We start from the raw sequence: 16670 nt of genomic DNA, 5'->3' as shown, positions 1-16670 counted from the left end.
CTAAGCCGTGGGGGCCCCGACGACGACGGAGCCGCGCACCCCGATCGGGGTGCGCGGCTCCGTGGTGGTGCGGGTGCTCCGGGCGTCAGGAGCGCCACCAGTCGTCGAGGATCGTGGCGGGGGTCGTGCGCTTGTGCCGGGTGATGCGCCAGCGGTGCTCGATCTGCTCGGCCACGGCGTCGGCGACCTCGCGGCCCTCGAGGTAGTCGTCGATGTCGTCGTAGGACAGCCCGAGCTCGGCCTCGTCGGTCTGGCCCGGGGCGTCGTCGAGCAGGTCGGCGGTGGGGGCCTTCGCCCACAGCCGCTCCTCGGCGCCGAGGGTCTTCGCGAGGAGCCGGTTCTGCCGCTTGTCGAGCCCGAACAGCGGCAGCACGTCCGCCCCGCCGTCGCCGTACTTGGTGAAGAACCCGGTCACGGACTCGGCGCCGTGGTCGGTGCCGATCACCAGGTAGTTGTGCTCCCCGGCGATCGCGTACTGCGCGATCATCCGCATCCGGGCCTTGATGTTGCCCTTGTTGAAGTCGGAGATCTCCCGGTCCGTGGCGCCCTCGAAGCCGTGCTCGAAGCCGTCCACCGCCGGGGCGATGTCGTAGGTGATGGTGCGGTCGGCGGCGACGAAGCGCAGGGCCGCCTGGGCGTCCTCCTCGTCGTGCTGCTTCCGGTGGGGCAGGCGCACGCCCACTAACTCCGCCTCGCCGCCCTCGGCGCGCACCCGCTCGACCGCCAGCTGGGCGAGCCGGCCGGCCAGCGTGGAGTCGAGGCCCCCGCTGATGCCGAGCACGAAGCCCTTCGTGCCGCTGGCCCGCAGGTAGTCGCAGAGGAAGCCGACGCGCGCCTCGATCTCCTGCTCGGGGTCGATCTCGGGCTTCACGCCCATCTCTTCGATGATTGCTGCCTGCAGTGTCCGCATGGGCCCATGCTAGTGCGGGCCGCGCCCGGGCGGGCAAGGGGAACACGGTCCCGGAACGGCGGGGCCCTTGCGTAGGATGCGGGCCATGCCCCCGCACCGGAGCCGCCCCCGGGAGCACCGGATCCGACCGACCGAGCGAACCAGGAGCGCAGCATGAGCGAGCAGCACGGGACCGACCGCCGGAACACCGCCGAGGACACCCCTGGGAACACCTCCGGGAACACCTCACGGAACGTCTCGGGGAGCACGTACGAGAACATCCTGGTCGAGACCCGAGGGAGGGTCGGGATCATCACCCTGAACCGGCCGCGGGCGCTCAACGCCCTCGACGCCGCGACCCTGCGGGAGGTCGTCGCCGCGTCCACCGCCCTGGACACCGACCCGGGGATCGGGGCGATCGTCCTCACCGGCTCGGAGAAGGCCTTCGCCGCCGGCGCCGACATCAAGGAGATGGCGGGGCGCAGCGCCCCGGAGATGTACCTCGCGGACTGGTTCGCGGGCTGGGACGCCTTCACCCGGGTGCGCACCCCCGTGGTCGCCGCGGTCTCGGGCTACGCCCTGGGCGGGGGGTGCGAGCTCGCGATGATGTGCGACCTGCTGATCGCCGCGGACACGGCCCGCTTCGGGCAGCCCGAGATCAACCTCGGGGTGATCCCCGGGATGGGCGGCTCCCAGCGCCTGGCCCGTGCGGTGGGCAAGGCCAAGGCCATGGACATGGTCCTCACCGGCCGGCACCTCGACGCCGCGGAGGCGGAGCGGGCGGGTCTCGTCTCCCGCGTGGTGCCCGCGGCGGACCTGCTGGCGGAGGCCCTGGACGTCGCCGGGACCATCGCGGCGAAGTCCCTGCCCTCGGTCCTCGCGGCCAAGGAAGCCGTGGACACCGCGTTCGAGACCACCCTCGCGCAGGGCGTGCACCTCGAGCGGCGGCTCTTCCACGCGCTGTTCGCCACCGAGGACCAGAAGGAGGGCATGGCCGCGTTCGCGGAGAAGCGCGAGCCGCGGTTCACGCACCGCTGAACCCCCGCCGCGGCCGGGTGCCGCCCGGCCGCGGGAGCTAACGTGGTGCCATGCCTCAACCGTCGAACGATGCCTCCGCCTGGCAGGTCCGCGAGTCCGCCCTCGACCCCGGCGCGCACGGCGCCCTGGAGTCCGTCTTCGCCCTGTCCAACGGGTACGTCGGGATCCGGGGCACGCTGGACGAGGCGCAGCCCAGCGCCTCCCGCGGGACCTTCCTGGCCGGGGTCTACGAGTACCACCCGCTGTCCTACCCCGAGGGCGGCTACGGGCACCCGGAGCACGGGCAGGCCATCATCGGCGTGGCCGACGGGAGCACCGTGCGCCTGCAGGTGGACGGGGTGCCGCTGGACGTCCGGGAGTCCCCGCCGGAGCAGCACGACCGCGTGCTCGACCTGCGCGCGGGCACGCTGCGCCGCGAGACGGAGTGGGTCACCCCGCGCGGCGCCCGGATGCGCCTGACGTCCACCCGCCTGGTCTCGCTGACCCAGCGCTCCGTCACGGCGATCCGCTACGAGGTCGAGGCGCTGGACCGCACGGTCCAGGCGGTGCTGCGCTCCGACCTGGTCGTCAACGGCACCCCGCCCAAGGTGGAGAACGAGGACCCGCGCGTGGCCGCGGTCCTGGAGCAGCCGTTCCACGCCCGCCTCAGCCGCTGCCACGAGACCGGCGGCGTCCTGGTCCACCGCACCCACGGGAGCGAGATCGGGGTGGCCGCGGCGGTCGAGCACGAGGTCGACATGCCGGCCGGCGGCGCCGTGAGCACGCAGTGCGACGACGACCAGGTGGTCACCACCCTCGTGACCGACCTCCGGCCCGGGCAGCGGGTGGGGTTCGTCAAGTACCTCTGCCACGCGTCCTCGGACGCGGACCCCTCGGCCGACCTGCGGGAGCAGGTGCTCGCCGCGATGACCGGGGCGCGGCGGCGCGGCTGGGACGGGCTGCTCGCCGACCAGCGGGCGGAGCTGGACGAGTACTGGGACAGCGCCGAGGTGGAGATCGACAGCGACCCCGAGCTGCAGCTGGCGATCCGCTTCGACCTGTTCCAGCTCCTGCAGGCGGCGGCCTGCGTCAGCCGCGCCCCGGTCGGGGCGAAGGGGCTGACCGGCGGCGGGTACAGCGGGCACACCTTCTGGGACATCGAGGGCTTCGTGCTGCCGGCCCTGGCGCTGCTGCGCCCCCGGGACGCCGCCCGGCTCCTGCAGTGGCGCTCCTCGACCCTGGACCGGGCCCGGGAGCGGGCGCAGGTCCTGGACCTGGGCGGCGCCTCCTTCCCGTGGCGCACCATCGACGGGCACGAGACGTCGGCGTACTGGCCGGCCAGCACCGCGGCCATGCACGTCAACGCCGACATCGCGCGGGCCTTCCGCTGGTGGGCCGACGCCACCGGCGAGGACCTCACCGAGGTCGGCGGGGTCGACGTCCTGGTGGAGACGGCGCGCGTGTGGGCGGCCATGGTGCACGAGGACCACGAGGGCGGCATCCACCTCCTCGGCATGACCGGGCCGGACGAGTACACCGGCGTGGTGGACGACAACGTCTTCACCAACCTCATGGCCCGGCGCAACCTCCGGGCGGCCGCCGACGCGTGCGAGGAGCACCCCGAGCACGTGGGGCGGCTCTCCGTGACGGCGGACGAGCTCCAGCGGTGGCGGGCCCTGGCGGACGCGATCCACATCCCCTACGACGCCGTGCGCGGCGTGCACCCCTCCAACGAGGGGTTCACGACCTACCGCGAGTGGGACTTCGAGGCCAAGCGCGACGGCTACCCCGTGGAGGAGCACTTCCACTACGCCAAGATCTACCGCCGCCAGATCGTCAAGCAGGCGGACCTGGTCCTCGCCCTGTGGTGGTGCGCCGAGGCGTTCACCCCGGAGCAGACCGCCCGGGACCTGGACTACTACGAGCAGCGCACCGTCCGCGACTCGTCCCTCTCGGCCTGCGTGCAGGCCGTGGTCTGCGCCCGTGTGGGCCACCTGGACCTCGCCCTCGAGCACCTGCGCGAGTCCGCCCTCGTGGACCTGCGGGACATCCAGCAGGACGCCGAGCAGGGCCTGCACCTGGCCTCCGCCGCCGGGTCGTGGCTGGCCGTGGTCTGCGGGTTCGGGGGACTGGACACGGACGGGGGCGAGCTGCGCCTGGCCCCCCGGCTCCCGGAGCGCCTGCACCGGATCGCCTTCCGCCTCCGGTGGCACGGCCGCCGGCTCGGCGTGGAGATCACCCGCTCGGGCACGACCGTGCGGGTCCTGGACGGGGACGCCGGCGAGGTGGCGCTGCGGATCGACGGCGAGGCCCTGGCCGTCACGGCCGCGCGCCCCGCGACCGCGCCGCTGCACACGCCGCACCCGCCCACCCCCGCCCCGCACCAGCCCCCGGGACGCGCCCCGCGCGCCCCCCGCACGCCGTGACGCGCCCCGTGCCCCTCGAGGTGCTCACCCGCGTCTGGGGCTACGACGCCTTCCGCGGGCAGCAGGCCGAGATCATCGACGCGGTCACCGGCGGCGAGGACGCCCTCGTGCTCATGCCCACCGGCGGCGGCAAGAGCCTGTGCTACCAGATCCCGGCGCTCGTCCGGGAGGGCACCGGGGTGGTCATCAGCCCGCTCATCGCGCTCATGCACGACCAGGTCGACGCCCTCGAGCAGGTCGGCGTGCGCGCCGCGTACCTCAACTCCACCCAGACCCTCGAGGAGCGCCGCGACGTGGAGCGTCGACTCCTGGCCGGCGAGCTCGACCTGCTCTACCTCGCTCCCGAGCGCCTCCCGGTCGCGGCCGATCTGCTCGACCGCGCCCGCATCGCGCTCTTCGCCGTCGACGAGGCGCACTGCGTGGCCCAGTGGGGCCACGACTTCCGCCCCGACTACCTCGGGCTGACGATCCTCCACGACCGCTGGCCCGGGGTCCCGCGCATCGCCCTCACCGCCACCGCGACCGCGGAGACGCGCGAGGAGATCGTCCGCAACCTCCGCCTGGACGACGCCCGGGTCTTCGTCTCCAGCTTCGACCGGCCCAACATCCAGTACCGGGTCGGGCCCAAGAAGGACGCCCGCCGGCAGCTGCTCCAGCTCATCCGGACCGAGCACGACGGCGAGGCCGGCATCGTCTACTGCCTCAGCCGCGCCTCGGTCGAGCGCACCGCGGAGTGGCTGGCCGGCCAGGGCGTCACCGCGCTGCCGTACCACGCCGGCCTGCCCGCCGAGGTGCGCTCGCAGCACCAGACCCGCTTCCTGCGCGAGGACGGCGTCGTCATGGTCGCGACCATCGCCTTCGGCATGGGGATCGACAAGCCCGACGTGCGCTTCGTCGCCCACCTCGACCTGCCCAAGAGCGTCGAGGGCTACTACCAGGAGACCGGGCGCGCCGGGCGCGACGGGCTGCCGTCGACGGCGTGGCTGGCCTACGGGCTGCAGGACGTCGTCCAGCAGCGCCGGATGATCGAGGACGGCGAGGGGGACCGGCAGCGCAAGCGCGCCCAGACGCTGCACCTGGACGCGATGCTCGCGCTGTGCGAGACGGTGCAGTGCCGCCGCCGGCAGCTGCTGCGCTACTTCGGCGAGGCGAGCGAGCCGTGCGGCAACTGCGACACGTGCCTGGACCCGCCCGAGGCCTTCGACGGCACGGTCCCGGCGCAGAAGCTCATGTCCACGATCGTGCGGCTGCAGCGGGAGCGGGGCCAGCAGTTCGGCGCCGGGCACCTGGTGGACATCCTGCTCGGCCGGGAGACCGAGCGGGTGGTGCGGATGCGCCACACCGAGCTCACCACGTTCGGCATCGGCACCGAGCTGAGCGACCAGGAGTGGCGCGGGGTGGTGCGCCAGCTGCTCGCCCAGGGCCTGCTCCAGGTGCAGGGCGAGTACGGCGTCCTGGCGCTCACCGAGGCCGCCGGGGAGGTGCTGCGCGGGCAGCGGGAGGTGCGCCTGCGGCGCGAGCCGGAGCGGGCCAGGACCGTCCGCACGCCGAGGACCGCCGCCGCGCCGCCGGTCCTCGACCAGCCCCAGCAGGAGCTCTTCCAGCAGCTGCGGGCCTGGCGCTCCGCCGTGGCCAAGGAGCAGGGCGTGCCCGCGTACGTCGTCTTCAACGACGCGACCCTCGCCGCGATCGCCCAGGCCCGGCCGAGCTCGCTGGGGGAGCTGCGCGGCATCTCCGGTGTCGGCGACGCCAAGCTCGAGCGCTACGGCGAGGCCGTCCGCCAGGTCGTCGCCGACGCCTGATGATCCGCACCTGCGGATGCCGTGCCGGACGAATGACCGTAGATGCGGATAGCATGGCGCCATGACCGAGCTCAGGATCGCCGAGGCCGCCCGCTTCCTCGGCGTCAGCGACGACACCGTCCGGCGCTGGATCGACCAGGGCGCGCTGCACAGCACCCGGAGCGCGACCGGCCAGACCGTGGTGGACGGACTGGAGCTGGCCCGCCTGCTCAAGGAGCGCGCCGTCCGGCCCGAGGACCCCGCGCACGTCGCCAGCTCGGCGCGCAACCGGTTCGTGGGACTGGTCACCGAGGTCGTCTCGGACACCGTGATGTCCCAGGTGGAGCTGCAGTGCGGCCCGCACCGGGTGGTCTCGCTCATGAGCACCGAGGCCGTCCGGGACCTGGGCCTGGAGCCCGGCCGCGTGGCCACGGCCGTCGTCAAGTCGACCAGTGTCGTCGTCGAGACCCCCGGGGCGTGAGGCGGCGGTGCGCACCAGGGCCCCCGCCGCGGCCGTCCTCCTCGCCGCCCTCGGCCTCGGCGCCACCGGGTGCGGGGCCGGCGGGGACCCCGCGACCGTTCTCGACGTCCACGCCGCCGCCTCCCTCACCGGCACCTTCACCGAGCTCGCCGAACGGTTCGAGGCGCAGCACCCGGGGGTCGAGGTGTCCCTGAGCTTCGCCGGGTCCTCCACCCTGGTCCAGCAGCTCACGGAGGGGGCGCCCGCCGACGTCCTCGCCACCGCGGACGAGCGGAGCATGGCCGGGGCCGTGGCGGCCGGCCTCGTCGACGGCGAGCCCGAGGTCTTCGCGACCAACGTCCTGACCGTGGTCGTGCCCGCCGGCAACCCCGCCGGCGTCGCGTCCTTCCGGGAGCTGGCGGAGCCGGGCGTGCAGGTCGTGGTGTGCGCCCCGCAGGTGCCGTGCGGCGCCGCCGGCGAGCGGGCCCAGGAGTTCTCGGGCGTGCGGCTGAGCCCGGTGAGCGAGGAGGGCTCCGTGACGGACGTGCTCGGCAAGGTCGTCTCGGGCCAGGCGGACGCCGGCCTGGTCTACGCCACGGACGCACGCTCGGCCGGGGACGCGGTCGAGGTCGTCGAGGTCCCGCAGGCGGCGCAGGCCGTCACCCGTTCCCCCGTCGCCGCGCTCGCGGACTCCGAGGAGCCGGAGCTCGCCCGGCAGTTCACCGAGCTCGTCGCCGGCGACCGCGGCCGGGAGGTCCTGGCCGGGGCGGGGTTCGGGGCGCCGTGACCCGGCGCCGTCCCCGCGGGTTCAGCACCGTCCCCGGCTGGGTGTGGATCCCGGCGGCCCTGGGCGCCCTGGTGGTGGTCCTGCCGGTCCTCGGGATGCTCGCCCGGGTGGACGGGGGCGGCTTCCTCGGCCTGATCACCTCCGAGTCCTCCCGCACCGCGCTGTGGCTGAGCCTGCGCACCGCGACCGTCTCCACCGCGCTGTGCGTGCTCCTGGGCACCCCGCTGGCCCTGGTGCTGGCCCGCGCCCGGCTGCCCGGGGCGCGGCTGCTGCGGGCACTGGTGCTGCTGCCGCTCGTGCTGCCGCCCGTGGTCGGCGGGATCGCCCTGCTCCACACCTTCGGGCGCCACGGGCTCGTGGGGCGCCACCTCGAGCTGGCGGGGATCAGCATCGCCTTCACCACCGTGGCCGTGGTGCTCGCCCAGACGTTCGTGGCGCTGCCGTTCCTCGTGGTCAGCCTCGAGGGGGCGCTGCGCAGCGCGGCGGCGGGCTACGAGGAGGTCGCGGCCACGCTCGGCGCCCGGCCCACCACCGTGCTGCGCCGGGTCACCCTCCCGCTGGTGCTGCCGGGACTGGCCTCCGGCGCGGTGCTCTCCTTCGCCCGCTGCCTGGGCGAGTTCGGCGCCACCCTGACCTTCGCCGGCAGCCTGCAGGGGACCACCCGGACCCTGCCCCTGGAGATCTACCTGCTGCGGGAGACGGACCCGGACGCCGCCGTCGCCCTCTCGCTCGTGCTCGTGGTCGTGGCGGTCCTCGTCGTGGGGCTCTCCGCCCCCGTGCGCCGGACGGCGGGCCGGCGGTGACCGGGACGGCGACGACGGAGGGGCTGTCCGTGACCGCCCGGCTGGCCGCCCGGGACGTGGACCTCTCGCTGAGCGTCCCCCCGGGGGCCACCGTGGCGGTGACCGGCCACAACGGCGCGGGGAAGTCCACCCTCTTCGCCGTCCTCGCCGGGCTGCTCGTGCCGGACACCGGCCGGTGCACCCTCGAGGGGACCGTGCTCTTCGACCTCGACGCCACCGGGCGCGGGCGCTGGGTGCCCCCGCACGAGCGCGGCATCGCGCTCATGGCGCAGGAGCCGCTGCTGTTCCCGCACCTGAGCGTGCTCGAGAACGTGGCCTTCGGCCTGCGCAGCCGCGGGGCGGGCCGCGCCCGGTCGCGGGCCGCCGCCCGGCACTGGCTCGCCGAGGTGGGCGCCGAGCAGTTCGCCGACCGCCGCCCGGCCCAGCTCTCCGGCGGCCAGGCGCAGCGCGTGGCGATCGCCCGGGCCCTCGCGGCCGAGCCGCGGCTGCTGCTGCTGGACGAGCCGTTCTCCGCCCTGGACGCGGCCGCCCGGCCCCTCGTCCGCGAACTCCTCGTCCGGGTCCTGGCGGAGCGCACGGCCCTGGTCATCAGCCACGACCCCGGGGACGCCGCCGCCCTCGCCGAGCACGTCGTGGTGCTCGAGCACGGCCGGGTCGCGGCGGGCTGAGCACCGCGCCGGAGCGCTCCGGCGCCTTCCCGGTCCGCGCAGTACGATCGGGACCACCACCGTTTTCGTATGACCCGGCTCACACGACCCACCCCGTCGTGACGGGCCGACGAGAGGACCACCCATGACTCCCGTCCTGCGCGGCGAATCCCCGTCCGTGGAGCAGCACCCCGGCATCCCCTTCCCGGACGCCGACCTCTTCTGCTTCGCCGCCCTGCTCCCCCCGGAGGAGCGCGCCCGGCTGGCCGACCTGCACACCTTCCTCCAGGAGCAGGTCCGCCCCGTGGTCACGCCCTACTGGAACCGCGAGGAGTTCCCGTCCCACCTGCTCCCGGCGCTGGCCGCCCACGGGCTGGGGGAGCTCGAGCTCTCCGGGGCGAGCCGGCTGTTCCGGGGCCTGGCCTACGCCGAGGTCGCCCGGGCCGACGTGTCGCTGAGCGCCCTCGTGGGGATCCACAACGAGCTCATCGTCGACCTGATCGCCGCGCTGGGCTCGGAGGAGCAGAAGAACCGCTGGCTGCCCGACCTGCGCCGCTTCCGGGCTCTCGGCGCCTTCGCCCTCACCGAGCCCGAGCACGGCTCCGACATCGCCGGCGGCCTGGCCACCACCGCGACCCGGGACGGGGACGAGTGGGTGCTCACCGGGACCAAGCGCTGGATCGGCGCCGGCACGATCGCCGACGTCGCGATCGTCTGGGCCCGGGACACCGCCGACGGGAAGGTCAAGGGCTTCCTCGTGGAGACCGACCGGCCCGGCTGGTCCGCCACGAAGATGGAGCACAAGATCGGGCTGCGGATCATGCAGAACGCCGACATCGTCCTGGACGAGGTCCGGATCCCGGCGACCAACGCCCTGCCCGGGGCGCAGGACTTCGCCGCGGCCAACGTGATGCTGCGCAACTCCCGCGCCTGGGTGGGCTGGCAGAGCGCCGGGGTCCAGCTCGCGATCTTCGACGTCGCCCGCGACTACGCCCTGACCCGGCGGCAGTTCGGCAAGCCCCTGGCGAAGTTCCAGCTCGTCCAGGAGCCCCTCGCCCGGATCCTCGGCAACGCCACGGCCGCCCTGGGCCTCATGGCCCAGATCGCCCGGCTCCAGGAGGACGGGGGCTTCGACATGCCCCACGCCGCGCTGGCCAAGGCCACCACCACGTCCCTGGCCCGCGAGTCCGCGGCCCTGGGCCGGAACCTGCTCGGCGGCAACGGCGTGGTCACCGACCACGAGATGGCCAAGCTCTTCAACGACGTCGAGATCCTCTACACCTACGAGGGCACCTACGAGATCAACGCCCTCATCGTGGGCCGCGCCGTCACCGGCGTCTCCGCGTTCGTCTGAGCCGGGTCCCCGCACCACCGCCCGCCCCCCACCGCCCCGAGCAGCCCCTTCCGAAAGGACCCCGCATGGACGTCACCGACACCTCCGCCCTCGTCACCGGCGCCGCCTCGGGCCTCGGCGCGGCCACCGCCGCGATGCTCGCCGGGCGCGGCGTGCGGGTCTTCGGCGTGGACCTCCCGGCCGCGCTCGAGAACGCCCCCGACGTCCCCGGCGTCACCTGCGTGCCCGCCGACGTCACCGACCGGGAGCAGGTGCGCGGGGCCGTGGCGGCCGCGGCCGGCGCCGGGCCCCTGCGCACCGTGGTCAACTGCGCCGGCATCGGCCCCTCGGCCCGGGTGCTGGGGAAGAAGGGGGTGCACGACCTCGACCTGTTCGAGACCGTGCTGCGCGTGAACCTCCTCGGCACCTTCACGGTCCTCGCCCTGGCCGCGGAGCGGATCGCCGCCACCGACCCCGTCGACGACGACGGCCAGCGCGGGCTGGTCGTCAACACGGCCTCCGTCGCCGCGTTCGAGGGGCAGGTGGGGCAGGCCGCCTACGCGGCGTCGAAGGGCGGGGTGCACAGCTTAGGGCTCACCGCGGCCCGGGACCTCGCGAGCGCCGGCATCCGGGTGAACACCATCGCCCCCGGCGTGATCGAGACGCCCATGCTCGCGGCGGTGGGCGAGGAGTTCCGGGCCGCGCTCGCGGCGGGTGTGCCGTTCCCGCGCCGGCTCGGCCGGCCCGGGGAGTTCGCCCAGCTCGTGGCGGCGTTCCTCGACAACGACTACCTCAACGGCACCACCGTCCGGATGGACGGGGCGCTGCGCATGGCGCCCCGCTGAGAGCCCGCCCCATAGACTGGGGCCCATGACCACCGACTTCTCGCCCGTCGACCTCGCGACGGCCCGCGACCGCCTCCGCCAGCTGATCATCGACCTCGCCGTGGTGCGGGGCCGGGTCACGCTCGCCAGCGGCATCGAGGCCGACTACTACGTGGACCTGCGCCGCGTGACCCTCCACCACGAGGCGTCGCGCTACGTGGGCCAGGTGATGCTGGCGCTGCTCGACGAGGCCGGGATCTCCTGCGCCGCCGTGGGCGGGCTGACCATGGGGGCGGACCCCGTGGGCCACGCGATCATGCGCACGGCGGGGGACCAGGGCCGGGCCGTCGACACGTTCGTGGTCCGCAAGGCCCAGAAGAGCTACGGGATGGGCCGCCAGGTCGAGGGCCCTCCGGTGCAGGGCCGCGACGTCGTCGTCGTGGAGGACACCTCCACGACCGGTGGGTCCGCGCTCACCGCGGTGGAGGCCCTGCAGCGGGCCGGCGCCAACGTGGTGGCCGTGGCGATCATCGTGGACCGGCGGACCGGCGCCAAGGAGCGCATCGAGGAGACGGCGGGTGTGCCGTGCCTCTACGCCTTCACGAAGGACGAGCTCGGGCTTGACTGACCCCGTCGACGGGAACGGCACCGCGGGACCGGCCCCCGCGGTGGGCGTCGGCCCCTGGGCGGGCCCGTGGCCCGTGGGGGAGCAGTGGGACCCGGAGCTGCTCGAGCACGGGGACCGGCGCAACGTCGTGGACGCCTACCGGTACTGGACGATGGACGCGATCGTGGCCGATCTGGACACCCGCCGGCACGGGTTCCACGTGGCGGTCGAGAACTGGCAGCACGACCTGAACATCGGCTCGGTGGTGCGCACCGCCAACGCGTTCCTCGCCCGGGAGGTGCACATCGTCGGCAGACGGCGCTGGAACCGCAGGGGCGCGATGGTCACCGACCGGTACCAGCACCTGCGCCACCACGCGAGCGTCGAGGAGTTCGCCGCCTGGGCCGACGCCGAGGGCCTGCCCGTGATCGGGATCGACAACTTCCCCGACTCGCAGCGGCTCGAGACCTACGACCTGCCCGAGCGCTGCGTGCTGGTGCTCGGCCAGGAGGGGCCGGGGCTGAGCCCCGAGATGCACGCCGCGGCCGGGGCCACCCTGTCGATCGCCCAGTTCGGCTCGACCCGCTCCATCAACGCCTCCGCGGCGGCCGCGGTGGCGATGCACGCCTGGATCCGGCGCCACGTCTTCGGCCAGCCGGTCGCCTGACGGGCGACCCGCCGCGTCCACCCGCCGTCCCCCCGTCGTCCCGCGGCGCGGCTTTGGCTAGAGTGGGAGCCAGGCCACACCCGAACCGAAGGAGCCAGCATGCCCATCGCAACCCCTGATGTCTACGCCGAGATGATCGACCGGGCCAAGGAGAAGGGTTTCGCCTACCCGGCCATCAACGTCACCTCCTCCCAGACCCTCAACGCGGCCATCCGCGGCTTCGCCGAGGCCGGCTCGGACGGCATCATCCAGGCCTCCACCGGCGGCGCCGCCTACTGGTCCGGGGCCTCCGTCAAGGACATGGTCACCGGCTCGCTCGCCATGGCGGCCTTCGCGCGCGAGGTCGCCAAGAACTACGACGTCAACATCGCCCTGCACACCGACCACTGCCCGCAGGACAAGCTCGAGGGCTTCGTGCTGCCGCTGCTGGAGGAGTCGGAGAAGGCCGTGGCCCGCGGCGAGGACCCGATCTTCCAGTCCCACATGTGGGACGGCTCCGCCATCGAGCTCGACGAGAACCTGAAGATCGCCCAGGACCTGCTGGCCCGCACGAACAAGGCCAAGATCATCCTGGAGGTCGAGATCGGCGCGGTCGGCGGCGAGGAGGACGGCGTCGAGAACGAGATCAACGAGAAGCTGTACTCCACCGTCGAGGACGGTCTCGCCACGGTCGAGGCCCTCGGCGCCGGCGAGAACGGCCGCTACCTCACCGCCCTGACCTTCGGCAACGTGCACGGCGTGTACAAGCCCGGCGGGGTCAAGCTGCGCCCCGAGCTGCTGCAGCAGATCCAGGCGGAGGTCGGCAAGAAGCTCGGCCAGGACCGCCCGTTCGACCTCGTCTTCCACGGCGGCTCCGGCTCCTCCGCGCAGGAGATCGCCGACGCCGTCTCCTACGGCGTGGTCAAGATGAACGTGGACACCGACACCCAGTACGCCTTCACCCGCCCCATCGCCGGGTTCATGTTCGCCAACTACGACGGCGTCCTGAAGATCGACGGCGAGGTCGGCAACAAGAAGAAGTACGACCCGCGCGTGTGGGGGGCCCTGGCCGAGGAGTCCATGGCCGCCCGCGTGGTCGAGGCCTGCCAGAACCTCGGCTCCGCCGGGACCTCCGTCAAGTAGCCGCCCCTCCGCGGCCGCGGAGCACGACGGCGGCGTCCTGCCCGAGCGGGGCGCCGCCGTCGTTCCCGCGCCCGTCCTGCACGCCCCGCAGTCCCGCGCATCGAAAGGACCCCGTCCCTCATGAGCCTCACCGGCAAGAACCTGCTCGGCGGCCCCGAGCCCACCTACCTCACCGAGGACCCGGGCCTGGTCGAGCGCATCGAGGCGGGCGACGAGGCGGAGGACCTCGCCGCGCGCTTCCCGAAGGCCTCCCTCGCGTGGGCCATGTGCGCCGAGGACGCCCTCGCCGAGGGCCGCGTCCTCGAGGGCTACGCCTTCGCCCGCGTGGGCTACCACCGCGGCCTCGACGCCCTGCGCGGCCACGGGTGGAAGGGCCACGGGCCCGTCCCGTTCTCCCACGAGCCCAACCGCGGCTTCCTGCGGGCGCTCGCGGCCCTGGGCCGGGCCGCCGCGGCCATCGGCGAGTTCGACGAGGCCGAGCGGATCCAGAAGTTCCTCAACGACTCGGACCCCACCGCCGCGGAGCAGCTGCAGCGCTGACCCGGCGGTCGCCAGGGCCCGGGGGACGTCGGAGGACGGCTCCCGGGCCCTCGTCGTGTCCGCGTCCTTCCCCGGAGGCCTCCGTCGAGCGCCGCCTCGGACCTGAGGAGTTGGATCTCGTCCGGCACCGGCTTACAGTTTGATTGTCGACAATCAAGCCGCACCGGGTCCACTCGCCCCGGGCCGGAGGAGAGACCCGGACGAGAGATGGAGAGCAGCATGGCAGCCCGGTCGGCCCTTCCCCCCGTGGTCCAGGAGTCGACCCCTGCGCTCATCGCCAGGATCCTGCGGGAGGCCATCGCCGACGGCCGCTTCCCGCCCGGGAGCCAGCTCGTGGAGCAGGAGCTGGCCAGGGAGCTCAACGTGAGCCGGGGACCCCTGCGCGAGGCCATGCAGCGGCTCACGCAGGAGGGCCTGCTCGTGGGCCACCGCAACCGCGGGCTGTTCGTGATGGAGCTGACCGAGGACGCGGTCCGGGACATGTACCTCGCCCGGGAGGCCGTGGAGTGCGCGGCCGTGCGCCGGATCGTGGCCACGGGCACCGGGCCCCGGGCCGCCGAGGCGCTGGCCGTGCCGCTGGCCGAGATGCGGGCCGCCGCCCCGGAGCCGAACGGGCGCGCGATGTCGGAGGCGGACCTGCACTTCCACGAGCTGCTCGTGGAGCTCGCCGGCAGCCCCCGGCTGCTCGGCATGCACCGGACCCTGCTCACCCAGATCCGGATGTCCCTGACCGGCATGCAGGGGACCTACGGGTCCGCCGACGCCCGCCTCCGGGAGCACACCGAGATCGCCGAGGCGCTCGACGCGCAGGACGCGGACCGTGCGGACACGCTGCTGCGGGCCCACATGCAGGACGGACTCGAGCGGGTCCTGGGCGCCTGACCGGGCCGCGCCCCTGCCCGCGCGCGGGGCGTCAGGACGCGCCGGGCTCCTCGCCGCGGCCGGGACCGCCGGGCCGGCGAGGACGCCACATCGGGCGGGGCCAGTCCCTGCGGGGCAGGCGCACGTTCCACTCGCCCGCCCCGGGCAGCCGCCACCCCCGGCGCCGGGCCACCACGGTGACCGTGGCGGCGGTGAGGATCGCCGCGGCCATGCCCCAGTTGGGGTAGCCCAGACCGTGCAGCACCGCCATCTCGGCGCTGCCGATCACCGCCCCGGTCGCGTAGAGGGTGTTGCCGCCGAAGATCATCGGCACCCGCCCCACCGCGATGTCGCGGATCATCCCGCCGCCCACGGCGGTGATCACCCCGATCATGACGGCCGGCAGCCAGGTCAGTCCCACGTCGAGGGCCTTGCCCGTGCCCGTCGCCGCCCAGCAGCCCAGGGCCAGGGCGTCGGCCACCACCAGCACGCGGTTGGTCCACTTCCCCCGGAACTGCAGGAAGAACGCGATGGTGGCGCCGGCGATCGCCGTGATCAGGTACGCGGGGTTCGTCAGGGCCACGGGGAAGCCGACCTGCAGGAGGGTGTCGCGCAGCAGTCCCCCGCCGAGCGCGGAGACGACGGCCAGGAACGCGAAGCCGACGGGGTCCATCTTCAGCTGGCGCGCCACCACCCCGCCCAGGACGCCGTTGGTCAGCACGCCGAGCAGGTCGACGGCGTCGAAGGCCGCGCTCGGGTCGAGATCCTCCACGGCCACCACGACCACCACCGCCTCTCCCGCGTCACGCCGACGCCCGAGGGTAGCACCGTCTCCCGCGCCCCTGCTGGCCACCGCGGCGGCGTTCCTGGGCATCCTCGCCCTGGTGGGCGGGGTGGTGACGGGCATCGTCCTCGCGGTCCGCAGCGAGTGGGACAACCTCTCGGCCTCGGCCGTGGAGGGGTGGGAGGAGCTGCAGCGCGTGATCATGTCCGGGCCCCTGCCCGTGGACACCGCCTCCCTGGACGCGCTGCTCCAGCGGGCCACCGACTTCCTCACGTCCAGCGCCTTCGCCGGGGGAGCCATCAGCGGGCTCACGGCCGCCACCGAGTTCCTCGCCGGGGTGGTGCTCATGACCGTCGTCCTGTTCTTCTTCCTGAAGGACGGCGCGAAGATGTGGAACTTCACGCTGCGCTGGTTCCACGGCGGGACCCGGGCGCGGCTCGCCGAGTCCGGGGACCGGGCGGTCCAGGTGCTCGGCGGCTACGTGCGCGGCACCGCGATCGTCGCCGCCGTCGACGCGGTGTTCATCGGGGTGCCCCTGGCCCTGCTCGGGGTGCCCCTGGCGCTGCCGCTGGCCGTCATCGTGTTCATCGGCGGGTTCGTCCCGATCGTCGGCGCCACGGCCGCGGGGATCCTGGCCGCCCTGGTCGCGCTCGTGACCAACGGCCCGTGGACCGCCCTGATCGTGGCCGGCGTCGTCGTCGTCGTCAACCAGATCGAGGGCGACCTCCTCCAGCCCGTGGTGATGGGCCGGACCCTGAGCCTGCACGCGATCGTCGTGCTCCTGGCCCTCACGGTGGGCACCATCGTCGGCGGGATCTTCGGAGCCATCCTCGCCGTGCCGATCACCGCGGTGGGCTGGGCCGTGATCCAGGTGTGGAGCGACCGGTACCAGGCGGGGGAGGACCCGGTGCTGGGGCCGGACCCGCTCGACCCCCAGGACACCGCCCGGTCCAAGGCGAGCATGGCCGAGCGGTGGAAGTACCAGCGGATGCGCTACCAGCACCGCCCCGGCGGCCGGCTCGGGGCCACGGAGCACGACGCCCGCGGGCGGCCGCACGACGGGCCCGCCCCGGCCGGGGACGAGCCGGACGGGCAGGCCTGAGCGGCCCCGGAGGGCCACGG

At 74.2% G+C, this 16670-nt stretch carries 17 protein-coding genes; 15 read left to right on the top strand and 2 right to left on the bottom strand.

Annotated features, from left to right (window positions below; all coding sequences use genetic code 11):
* Window positions 1-85: 85 nt before the first annotated feature.
* On the bottom strand, window positions 86-910 hold the full coding sequence (gene nadE / locus CK505_RS00515; protein ID WP_095649837.1) for an ammonia-dependent NAD(+) synthetase: 825 nt from the start codon (window positions 908-910) through the stop codon (window positions 86-88).
* A gap of 153 nt (window positions 911-1063) precedes the next feature.
* Here nadE and CK505_RS00510 point away from each other — a divergent pair, with 153 nt between their 5' ends.
* The 14 genes from CK505_RS00510 to CK505_RS00445 all read left to right on the top strand — a co-directional run bounded on the left by CK505_RS00510 (window position 1064) and on the right by CK505_RS00445 (window position 14785).
* Window positions 1064-1927, top strand: coding sequence for an enoyl-CoA hydratase (locus CK505_RS00510; protein ID WP_229587642.1), 864 nt, complete (start codon window positions 1064-1066; stop codon window positions 1925-1927).
* Window positions 1928-1977: 50 nt separating this feature from the next.
* Window positions 1978-4332 carry a glycoside hydrolase family 65 protein gene (locus tag CK505_RS00505; protein WP_095649836.1) on the top strand — a complete coding sequence of 785 codons (2355 nt, stop codon included), beginning with the start codon at window positions 1978-1980 and terminating at the stop codon, window positions 4330-4332.
* On the top strand, window positions 4329-6134 hold the full coding sequence (recQ, locus tag CK505_RS00500) for a DNA helicase RecQ (RefSeq protein WP_095649835.1): 1806 nt from the start codon (window positions 4329-4331) through the stop codon (window positions 6132-6134). Before CK505_RS00505 ends, recQ begins: the two co-directional genes overlap by 4 nt.
* A 61-nt stretch (window positions 6135-6195) precedes the next feature.
* Window positions 6196-6594: a molybdopterin-binding protein gene (locus tag CK505_RS00495; protein ID WP_017833044.1), complete on the top strand. Its 399-nt coding sequence runs from the start codon at window positions 6196-6198 to the stop codon at window positions 6592-6594.
* A gap of 7 nt (window positions 6595-6601) precedes the next feature.
* The gene (gene modA, locus CK505_RS00490; protein ID WP_095649834.1) at window positions 6602-7360 is read left to right on the top strand and encodes a molybdate ABC transporter substrate-binding protein; all 759 of its coding nucleotides are present in this window, start codon (window positions 6602-6604) and stop codon (window positions 7358-7360) included.
* The gene (locus tag CK505_RS00485; RefSeq protein ID WP_095649833.1) at window positions 7357-8163 is read left to right on the top strand and encodes an ABC transporter permease; all 807 of its coding nucleotides are present in this window, start codon (window positions 7357-7359) and stop codon (window positions 8161-8163) included. Before modA ends, CK505_RS00485 begins: the two co-directional genes overlap by 4 nt.
* Window positions 8164-8192: 29 nt before the next feature.
* Entirely contained in the window at window positions 8193-8831 is a 639-nt protein-coding gene (locus tag CK505_RS00480) for a sulfate/molybdate ABC transporter ATP-binding protein (RefSeq protein ID WP_255250852.1), read from the top strand.
* A gap of 124 nt (window positions 8832-8955) precedes the next feature.
* Window positions 8956-10164: an acyl-CoA dehydrogenase family protein gene (locus tag CK505_RS00475; RefSeq protein ID WP_095649831.1), complete on the top strand. Its 1209-nt coding sequence runs from the start codon at window positions 8956-8958 to the stop codon at window positions 10162-10164.
* A 65-nt stretch (window positions 10165-10229) separates the two neighbouring features.
* Window positions 10230-10988 (top strand): SDR family NAD(P)-dependent oxidoreductase, encoded by a 759-nt coding sequence (locus tag CK505_RS00470; RefSeq protein ID WP_095649830.1) that lies wholly within the window; start codon window positions 10230-10232, stop codon window positions 10986-10988.
* 25 nt (window positions 10989-11013) lie between these two features.
* Window positions 11014-11595 carry an orotate phosphoribosyltransferase gene (gene pyrE, locus CK505_RS00465; RefSeq protein WP_017833050.1) on the top strand — a complete coding sequence of 194 codons (582 nt, stop codon included), beginning with the start codon at window positions 11014-11016 and terminating at the stop codon, window positions 11593-11595.
* Entirely contained in the window at window positions 11588-12241 is a 654-nt protein-coding gene (locus CK505_RS00460) for a TrmH family RNA methyltransferase (protein WP_035925566.1), read from the top strand. Before pyrE ends, CK505_RS00460 begins: the two co-directional genes overlap by 8 nt.
* Window positions 12242-12340: 99 nt before the next feature.
* Entirely contained in the window at window positions 12341-13363 is a 1023-nt protein-coding gene (gene fbaA / locus CK505_RS00455) for a class II fructose-bisphosphate aldolase (protein WP_035925569.1), read from the top strand.
* A gap of 120 nt (window positions 13364-13483) precedes the next feature.
* Window positions 13484-13903, top strand: a complete 420-nt coding sequence (locus CK505_RS00450) for a DUF3151 domain-containing protein (protein WP_017833053.1) — start codon at window positions 13484-13486, stop codon at window positions 13901-13903.
* Window positions 13904-14122: 219 nt separating this feature from the next.
* Window positions 14123-14785 (top strand): GntR family transcriptional regulator, encoded by a 663-nt coding sequence (locus tag CK505_RS00445; RefSeq protein WP_035925743.1) that lies wholly within the window; start codon window positions 14123-14125, stop codon window positions 14783-14785.
* A gap of 31 nt (window positions 14786-14816) precedes the next feature.
* On the opposite strand, the gene CK505_RS00440 is transcribed toward CK505_RS00445, so the two are convergent.
* Complete coding sequence (locus CK505_RS00440; RefSeq protein ID WP_017833060.1) at window positions 14817-15554, bottom strand: trimeric intracellular cation channel family protein; 738 nt, start codon at window positions 15552-15554, stop codon at window positions 14817-14819.
* A 94-nt stretch (window positions 15555-15648) separates the two neighbouring features.
* On the opposite strand from CK505_RS00440, the gene CK505_RS00435 reads away from it, so the two are divergent.
* The gene (locus CK505_RS00435) at window positions 15649-16650 is read left to right on the top strand and encodes an AI-2E family transporter (RefSeq protein ID WP_369680083.1); all 1002 of its coding nucleotides are present in this window, start codon (window positions 15649-15651) and stop codon (window positions 16648-16650) included.
* Window positions 16651-16670 lie beyond the last annotated feature (20 nt).

Source organism: Kocuria sp. WN036 (assembly GCF_002287015.1).
Taxonomy (GTDB): domain Bacteria; phylum Actinomycetota; class Actinomycetes; order Actinomycetales; family Micrococcaceae; genus Kocuria; species Kocuria rosea.
This window is presented reverse-complemented; position numbering and strand designations above follow the sequence as displayed.